The following is an 8,770-nucleotide window of genomic DNA, read 5'->3' as shown; positions in this document are numbered from 1 at the left end:
AAAACTTTTAACTGGTTTTTTTTGTTTTTGGGCGGTTTTTTTTTTTTTTTTTAATTTTTTTTTTTTGGGGGGGGGGGGGCCCCCCCCCCCGGGCCCCCCCCCCACTGAACTGTCTTGTCGCTGTCCTGCTCTACTGCGCCGGCGTCGGGATCAGACCATCCGCCGGACGACGTAGTTGCTGCCGTAGATCTTCTGCTTCTGCACCCGGGCGCCGGTGTGCGGGGCGGCCCACATGTAACCGCCGCCCGCGTAGATGGCGGCATGGGTGCCGTAGGACCCGGACCGGAAGACGAGCAGGTCGCCGGCCTTCTTGCTGCCCTTGCTGACCGACTTGCCGTAGTGCTGCTGCGAGTTGGCCTTGTGCGGCAGCTTCTTGCCCGCCGCCTTCTTGTAGACGTACAAGGTGTAGCCCGAGCAGTCGAAGCGCTTGGGTCCGGCAGCACCGAACTTGTAGAGCGCGCCCTTGTGCCGCCTGGCCTCGGCGAGGATCTTCGCGCCGCTGGCCCGTACGGTGATCTTGACCGGCTTGCTCGACGCCGGCTTCATGCCCGCGGAACCGCCGTAGTACGTGCGGAACCAGACGGTCTTGCCGGGCTGGGTGTTGAAGACGACGGTGCCGGTCGTGACGTGCTTGTTCTGCCAGGTCTTCCACCTGCCGTTGATCTTCGACTGGAGACGGACCCAGCCGTGGACCACCTTCTTGCCGGTCCGCGGGTTCATCAGCTTCGTGGTGACCCGGACCTTCGAACCCCAGGACACCGTCCGCTTGTTGTACGACGCGGTGACCTTCGGCGTGACCTTGGAGGCCGCGGCCGCGGTGAGCGGGGCTGCGGAGGCTGCCGGCGTCGCGACCAGCTGGCCGGCGCAGAGGCAGAGACCCAGGGACAGTGCGACGGTTCCGGTGCCGACGGACATGCGGCGGCCCCGGCTCGAACTGCGTTCGTGCACGGTAGAGATATCCCTCCGGCACGCCTGCGAGGTTAGCTGTCGGGTTCGGGCGGGAAGGATGCCCGGCCGCCGGGTGGCGGCTTCACCCCGAGGTCCGCCGGGTCTCGCGACCCGGTGGCGGACCGGAAATGGGTCCCCCGTCCCTGCCCCCGTATGCCTTTATGGTCGTTCACTTTCTTCGTGGTCGTGCCGCGCGGACCGGGGCAGGGCTCGGCGTGATCCGTGCGGTACGAGCGGTGGGCGGTCGCTCACCGGCACACCCTGCCTACCTGATTTCTCGATCCACCGCGGGGCCACCTCTCGTCACTCTTCGTATTTGGCACAGTGGACAGTGTCCGGTTTGTAATTGACCCGTGACAAATGCCGCCACGCTACGCGCTGTAATGATCACTCAACGCTGAAGGTTACGGGTGAAACAGAACACACAAAAAGCCGCGGCCGGTGCGATCAAGGACGGCGCCGAGGTCGGGCAAAAGCCATCGCAAACGTCCCCACCGGCCCAAACACGGCGCCTGCCGACCGATGCCGATCATCCTTTCGGCGGAGCTCGCCCCCGCACCGGGCACCGGGAACGGCGTCGCACCCGGGGCCACTCGACGTAGTGTCCGTTTCCGGTACCCTCGTCGCCGTGACGGACGGGAAGATGCCCTTGCGGGCCAAGGTCGCGAGCTCCGTCTCGCGCACGGCTGCGGCCCTCTCGCGGGCCGCGGGACGCGGCGACGGATCGGTGATCGGCGGCTGGATCGGCCTCAAGATCGATCCCGACCTGCTGCGCAACCTCGCCGCCGGCCGGGCCATCGCCCTCGTCTCGGGCACCAACGGCAAGACGACCACGACCCGGTTCACCGCCGCGGCGCTGGGCGTCCTGGGCCCGGTCGCCACCAACTCGTTCGGCGCCAACATGCCCACCGGGCACACCTCGGCGCTCGCGAAGGCGGGCGCCACCCCGTTCGCCGTGCTCGAGGTCGACGAGCACTACCTCGCCCGGGTCATCGAGGAGACGAACCCCCGCGTGGTCGCCCTCCTCAACCTCTCCCGCGACCAGCTGGACCGGGCGAAGGAGGTGGCGATGATGGCGCAGATGTGGCGCACCGCCCTCGCCGCCCACCCGGACGTGCACGTGGTCGCCAACGCCGACGACCCGATGGTGGTCTGGGCGGCCGTCAACACGGCGCACGTCGTCTGGTTCAGCGCCGGCCAGCGATGGACCGACGACTCGTGGGTCTGCCCCGAGTGCGGCTCCCCCATCAACCGCGCCCAGGGCGACTGGTGGTGCACGGGATGCCCGCTGCGCCGGCCGCAGGCTCAATGGACGGTCGAGGACGAGGGCGTGCTCGACCCCAAGGGCGACTGGCACCTGGTGAAGCTCCAGCTGCCGGGCCAGGTCAACCTCGGCAACGCGGCCACCGCGCTGGCCGTCGCCGCCGAATTCGGCGTACGCCCGATCGAGGCGGCACCCCGGCTCGCGGGCGTCGCATCGGTAGCCGGCCGGTACGCCCAGGTGGACCGCGACGGCCGCAACATCCGGCTGCTGCTGGCCAAGAACCCGGCGAGCTGGCTCGAGGCGTTCGACATGGCCGAGGTGGCCCCCACGCTGCTCTCCATCAACGCCCGCGACCCCGACGGCTTCGACACATCGTGGCTGTACGACGTGGACTTCTCGCCGCTGCGCGGGCGGCCCGTGCTGATCACCGGGGACCGCGCGTACGACCTCGCCGTACGCCTCGAGGTGAACGATGTGCCCTTCCGGCACGTTAAGACCTTCGAGGAGGCGATCCGGGCCACCCCGCCGGGGCGGCTGGAAGTCATCGCGAACTACACGGCGTTCCAGGACATCCGAGCGGAGTTGGACCGTGTCAACTGAGAGCACATTGCGGATCGTCTGGATCTACCCCGACCTGCTGTCGACGTACGGTGACCGCGGGAACATGCTCATCCTGGCCCGGCGCGCGGCCCTGCGCGGCATCCCGGTGGAGACCCACCAGGTCCGCTCCGACCAGGCGATGCCCTCGACCGCCGACATCTACCTCATCGGCGGCGGCGAGGACGGCCCGCAGGCGCTGGCCGCCCAGCGGCTGATCGCCGACGGGGGCCTGCACCGGGCCGTGGCGCAGGGCGCCGCGGTGCTCGCGGTGTGCGCCGGCTACCAGCTCTTCGGCGCCTCCTTCTTCGCCAAGGGCGCCCAGTGCGCCGGCCTGGGCCTGCTCGACATCACCTCCGACCGCGGCGAGACGCGTGCGGTCGGCGAGGTCCGCGGCGACATCGATCCGCGGCTGGGCCTGCCCCCGCTGACCGGGTTCGAGAACCACGGCGGCCGTACCCATCTCGGCCCCGGGGTCGCCCCTCTGGCACGCGTCACCGCGGGCATCGGGAATGACGGGCACACCGAAGGCGCTTGGCACGGGAAGATCCTGGGCACGTATGCCCATGGGCCGGCGCTCGCCCGCAACCCAGCTATAGCCGATCTGCTACTGAGTTGGGCGATCGGCGCGGATACGCTTGCACCGCTCGACGACACCTGGGCCGACCGGCTCCGCGGCGAGCGGCTCGCAGCAGCGGGCGCCGCGTGACCCGATAAGTGCTCTGTTTCCTGGACCGACGAGACGTAGGGGCGGTACGCCTGCATGACTGACACCCTGATCGCCCCGCGGGGCTCCCACTCCGCCGCGGACCCTCAGGCCAGCCAGCAGACCCACACTCCGATGGGATGGCGCCGCCGCCTCGTCCGCATCGGTGTCCTCGCGGCCGTCATCGGCGGCCTGGGCGCCGCGGCCGCGGTCCTGCCGATCCAGTCGATCGCCCACTCCGTGGTCGGTCTCGGACCCGCTGCCGCGGTCGCGATCGCCGTGGTGGGCGGCCTGCTGCTCTCGGTCCTCGTGCCCCGCACCGCGGTCACCATGGGCTGCGGCATGCTGCTCGGGCCGGCGACGGGAGCCGCGACCGCCCTCGCGGCCGCGGTGATCGCCGCCGTCGCCACCTACTACGCCGGCCGCTGGGCCGGTCGGGGTGCCCTGGGCGCGAAGGCCGGCGGCCGGATGGCCCGCCTCGACGGCTGGCTCAACCGCCGGGGGCTCGCCGCCGTGCTGCTGGTCCGCTTCCTGCCGCTCGCGCCCTACGGCCTGATCGGCTACGCGTACGGGACGACGTCGGTCTGCCGCAAGCGCTACCTGCTCGGCACCACCCTCGCCGCCATCCCGTCCGCGGTTTCCTACGCCGTCATCGGCGCCGCCGTGACGTCCCCCGGTCAGATGAGCCCGATGACGCTCGCGCCGGCCGCCATCGGCTTCATCCTCACCACGGCGATCGTGCTCCGCTGGCGCCTCGCCGGCCGCCGCGCCCCCGTGGCCGCCTGATCCCTCAGCAGAGCGCCGCCAGGTCCCGGAAGTAGTCCGGGTACGTCTTCGCGACGCAGCCCGGGTCCTCGATCTCGATCCCGGGCGCCCGCAGCCCCAGCAGCGACAGGCTCATCGCCATCCGGTGGTCCTCGTACGTCGCGAACCGCGTCGGCCGGGGCTGCCCCGGGTGGATGGTGAAGCCGTCCTCGTCCTCGATGGCGTCGATCCCGGCCCGCCGCAGCTCGGTCACGACGGCGCCGACCCGGTCGGTCTCCTTGCCCCGGATGAAGCCGATCCCGCGCACGCGCGTCGGCGAGTCCGCGAACACCGCCACCGCCGCGAGAGTCTGGGCCGTATCCGAGATGTCAGACATGTCGACGTCCACGCCGGTCAGCCGGCCGTTCCCTCGCACCGTGAGCGAGCTGGCGGTGCGCGACACCGAAGCGCCCATCCGCTCCAGGACGTCCGCGAACCGGACATCGCCCTGCAAGCTTCCGGTGCCGAGCCCCTCCACGGTCACCCGGCCGCCGGCCACCGCCGCGGCACCCAGGAAGTAGGAGGCGGCGCTGGCATCCGGCTCGATCACGTAGTCGGTCGCCCGGTAGGCACCCGTCCCGACGTCCAGGCCGTCGACCCGCACCCCGAAGGCGGCCATCACGGCCTTGGTCATCTCCACGTACGGCACGGAGACCAGCGGAGAGGTCAGCGCCACCGACAGCCCCTCGGTCATCAGCGGTCCCGCCATCAACAGGCCGGACAGGAACTGGCTGGAGATGTGCCCGCTGATCTCGACCGGCCCGCCACGCAGCGGCCCGCGCACCGCGGCCGGCAGGAACCCCGGCCGGTCCAGCTCCTCGACGACGGCGCCGACGCCGCGCAGGGCCTCGAGGATCGGGCCGAACGGGCGTGCCCGCAGCTGCGCGGTGCCGTCGACGACCGTACGGACGGGCAGCAGCGCCGCCGCGGGCAGGATGAACCGGGACGTCGTGCCGGACTGCCGGGCGTCGATCATGCCGGAGGTCACCGTGGTCCGCGGGTCGACGCCGGTCACCTCGATGGTCCGGGCGGCCTCGTCGGTCACGACGCGGGCGCCCAGCGCGGCGACCGCGCCCATCATCGCCCGGGTGTCATCGGCGAAGAGCGCCCCGGAGAGCACAGAGGTGCCCGGGGCAAGCGCGGCGCAGAGCAGCGCGCGATTGGTGATGCTCTTGGAACCCGGCGGACGCACCGTGGCGTCCAGCGGCGAGGTCAGCGGGGCGACGGGCAGCACATCCGGAAGATCAGGCACGGCACCCATTGTGACGAGCGTGGCCCGCCGCGATTATTTGCGGCGGGCCACATTCCACCACGTGGTCCGTCAGACGACGACGCTGACCAGGCGGCCCGGCACCACGATCACCTTGCGCGGCTCGCGGCCGGCCAGCACCTCGGCCACGGCGGCCAGCGCGGCCTCCCGTACGGCATCCTCCGCCGTGTCCGGCGCGACCTCGACCCGGCCGCGGACCTTGCCGTTGATCTGCACCGGGTACGTGACCGACTCGGCGACCAGCTGGGCCGGGTCGGCGACCGGGAAGGCCTCGTACGCCAGCGTGCCGTCGTGGCCCAGCTTGCGCCACAGCTCCTCGGCCAGGTGCGGGGCGAACGGCGACATCATCAGCACCAGCGGCTCGACCGCCTCGCGCGACGTCGTCTCCAGCGGCGTCAGCGTGTTGGTCAGCTGGATCAGCTTGGCGATGGCGGTGTTGAACCGCAGCTCGTCCATGTCCTCACGGACACCGGCGATGGTCTGGTGCAGCGCCCGGCGCGTCTTCGGGTCCAGCGGGGCGTCGGTGACCCGCAGCTCGCCGGTCTCCTCGTCGACGATCAGGCGCCACACCCGCTGCAGGAACCGCTGCGAACCCACGACGGCGCGGGTCTCCCACGGCCGGGAGACGTCCAGCGGGCCCATCGCCATCTCGTACACCCGGAACGTGTCGGCGCCGTACTGCTCGCTCATCTCGTCCGGGGTGACGACGTTCTTCAGCGACTTGCCCATCTTGCCGTACTCGCGGGCCACCTCCTGGTCGCCGTAGTAGTACTTGCCGTCGCGCTCGACGACCTCCTCGGCGGGCACGATGACGCCGCGGGCGTCCCTGTACGCGTACGCCTGGACGTAGCCCTGGTTGAACAGCCTGCGGAACGGCTCGAAGGACGAGACGTGGCCCAGGTCGTACAGGACCTTGTGCCAGAAGCGGGCGTACAGCAGGTGCAGGACCGCGTGCTCGACGCCGCCGACGTACAGGTCGACGCCGCCCGGGTCGCCCGGGCCCTGCGGGCCCATCCAGTAGGCCTCGTTCTCCCGGTCGACCAGCGCCTTGTCGTTGTGCGGGTCCAGGTAGCGCAGCTCGTACCAGCAGGAGCCGGCCCACTGCGGCATGGTGTTGGTCTCGCGGGTGTACATCTTGGGCCCGTCGCCCAGGTCCAGCTCGACCTGCACCCAGTCCTTCTTGCGCGACAGCGGCGTCTCCGGCTCGCTGTCGGCGTCCTCCGGATCGAAGGTACGCGGAGAGAAGTCGTCGACCTCCGGCAGCTCCACGGGCAGCATCGACTCGGGCAGTGCGATCGGCAGGCCCGTCTCGTCGTACACGATGGGGAACGGCTCGCCCCAGTAGCGCTGCCGGCTGAACAGCCAGTCGCGCAGCCGGAACGTGGTCGCGCCGCGGCCGTGCCCGTCCTGCTCCAGTCGCGCGATCATCGCGGCCTTCGCCTCGGCGACGCCCATGCCGTTCAGCCAGTCGCTGTTGATCGCCGGACCGTCGCCGGTGAAGGCGCCGTCGAAGCCTTCCGGTGCTTCGACCGTACGGATGATGGGCAGGTCGAAGACCTCCGCGAAGGCCCAGTCGCGCTCGTCCTGGCCGGGCACCGCCATGATCGCGCCCGTGCCGTAGCCGGCCAGCACGTAGTCGGCGATGAAGACCGGGATGCGGGCGCCGTTGACCGGGTTGGTCGCGTAGGCGCCGGTGAAGACGCCGGTCTTGACCTTGGCGTCGGCGGTGCGCTCCTCGTCGGTCTTCGCCGCCGCCGCGGCGCGGTAGGCGGCGACCGCATCGGAAGGCGTCGCGTGCCCGCCGGTCCACGCGTCCTTGGTCCCCTCGGGCCACGCGGCCGGCACGATCGAGTCGACCAGGGCGTGCTCGGGCGCCAGCACCATGTAGGTGGCGCCGAACAGGGTGTCGGGGCGCGTGGTGAAGACCGAGATGACGTCGTCGCCATCCATGGGGAAGTCGACGTGCGCACCGCGGGAGCGGCCGATCCAGTTGCGCTGCATCAGCTTGACCGGCTCCGGCCAGTCCAGCGCGTCCAGATCCTCGACCAGGCGGTCGCCGTACGCGGTGATCCGCATCATCCACTGCTTCAGCGAGCGCTGGAAGACCGGGTAGTTGCCGCGCTCGCTGCGCCCCTCCGGCGTGACCTCCTCGTTGGCCAGCACGGTGCCCAGCCCGGGGCACCAGTTGACCGGTGCCTCGCTGACGTACGCCAGCCGGAAGCCGTCGACCACCGTGCGCCGCTCGACGGCCGACAGCGCCGCCCACTCCCGGCCGTCCGGGACCGCGCGGGTGCCCGCCTCGAACTCGGCGACCAGGTCGTCGATCGGGCGCGCCTTGCGCAGGTCGGGGTCGAACCAGGAGTTGAAGACCTGCAGGAAGATCCACTGGGTCCAGCGGTAGTAGTCCGGGTCGGTGGTGGAGAACGAGCGGCGGTCGTCGTACGCCAGGCCCAGCCGCCTCAGCTGGCCGCGGTAGCGCTCGATGTTCGCCTCGGTCGTGGTGCGGGGGTGGGTGCCGGTCTGGACCGCGTACTGCTCGGCGGGCAGGCCGAACGCGTCGAAGCCCATGGGGTGCAGCACGTTGAAGCCCGCCATCCGCTTGTAGCGGGTGTAGGAATCGGTGCCGATGTAGCCGAGCGGGTGCCCGACGTGCAGCCCCGCACCCGACGGGTACGGGAACATGTCCTGCACGTGCAGCTTGGGCGCGCCCGCGCGCGGATGCGAGGGGTCGGCCAGCTCGCCGGTCGGGTTCGGCGCGTGGAAGGTGCCGTTCTCGGCCCAGTACGCCTGCCAGCGCGGCTCGATCTCGGCGGCCATCGCGGCCGTGTAGCGGTACGGCGGGACGTCCGCGTTGGTCTCGGACTCGCTCATCGTCACCATCTCGTTCTCGTTCTCGGCCTGCCGGCTCGTCTTCCTCAGGACACAAAAAAGCCCCCTGCACAGAGGGGGCGCCGCGCTGTCGTCGTCTCTGCGGGAGACGGATGCCTCACGAGACGGTCAGCACGGCTAGCTAAGAAGCAGGAAGGCTCGGGCCATAGGGGCATGGTACCCGCCCCGCTTCGGCGGCGGCGACCGGTATCACCCCTATCCCATTCGTAACGCATCCGATATGCGTGTCTGGTTGACCACGTGCCGTGTTGGTGGTTTACGCCTGACTCGGCGAGTTGCTGTGACCGGGCTA

6 protein-coding genes and 1 riboswitch are annotated in these 8,770 nt (G+C 70.6%); of the genes, 3 read left to right on the top strand and 3 right to left on the bottom strand.

Going from position 1 to position 8,770, the window contains the following annotated elements:
- Positions 1 to 150: 150 nt before the first annotated feature.
- Positions 151 to 948: a C40 family peptidase gene (locus tag ACIBO8_RS07595; protein WP_396114300.1), complete on the bottom strand. Its 798-nt coding sequence runs from the start codon at positions 946 to 948 to the stop codon at positions 151 to 153.
- Positions 949 to 954: 6 nt separating this feature from the next.
- Positions 955 to 1,078, bottom strand: a riboswitch (cyclic di-AMP (ydaO/yuaA leader).
- Between the two features lie 513 nt (positions 1,079 to 1,591).
- Between ACIBO8_RS07595 and ACIBO8_RS07590 the strand changes: the two genes are divergently transcribed.
- The 3 genes from ACIBO8_RS07590 to ACIBO8_RS07580 are packed head-to-tail and all read left to right on the top strand — an operon-like array spanning position 1,592 to position 4,301.
- Positions 1,592 to 2,812, top strand: a complete 1,221-nt coding sequence (locus tag ACIBO8_RS07590; RefSeq protein WP_396114745.1) for a MurT ligase domain-containing protein — start codon at positions 1,592 to 1,594, stop codon at positions 2,810 to 2,812.
- Positions 2,802 to 3,518: a type 1 glutamine amidotransferase gene (locus ACIBO8_RS07585; protein ID WP_396114299.1), complete on the top strand. Its 717-nt coding sequence runs from the start codon at positions 2,802 to 2,804 to the stop codon at positions 3,516 to 3,518. Before ACIBO8_RS07590 ends, ACIBO8_RS07585 begins: the two co-directional genes overlap by 11 nt.
- A 54-nt stretch (positions 3,519 to 3,572) precedes the next feature.
- Complete coding sequence (locus tag ACIBO8_RS07580; RefSeq protein WP_396114298.1) at positions 3,573 to 4,301, top strand: TVP38/TMEM64 family protein; 729 nt, start codon at positions 3,573 to 3,575, stop codon at positions 4,299 to 4,301.
- A gap of 4 nt (positions 4,302 to 4,305) precedes the next feature.
- Here the strand turns inward: ACIBO8_RS07580 and aroA are convergent, their stop codons facing one another.
- A complete protein-coding gene (aroA, locus tag ACIBO8_RS07575) occupies positions 4,306 to 5,571 on the bottom strand; it encodes a 3-phosphoshikimate 1-carboxyvinyltransferase (protein ID WP_396114297.1) in 1,266 nt (421 codons plus the stop codon).
- Between the two features lie 69 nt (positions 5,572 to 5,640).
- A complete protein-coding gene (gene leuS, locus ACIBO8_RS07570; protein WP_396114296.1) occupies positions 5,641 to 8,469 on the bottom strand; it encodes a leucine--tRNA ligase in 2,829 nt (942 codons plus the stop codon).
- Positions 8,470 to 8,770: the final 301 nt, after the last annotated feature.

Source organism: Actinoplanes sp. NPDC049681 (genome assembly GCF_044465265.1).
Lineage (GTDB): Bacteria > Actinomycetota > Actinomycetes > Mycobacteriales > Micromonosporaceae > Actinoplanes.
This window is presented reverse-complemented; position numbering and strand designations above follow the sequence as displayed.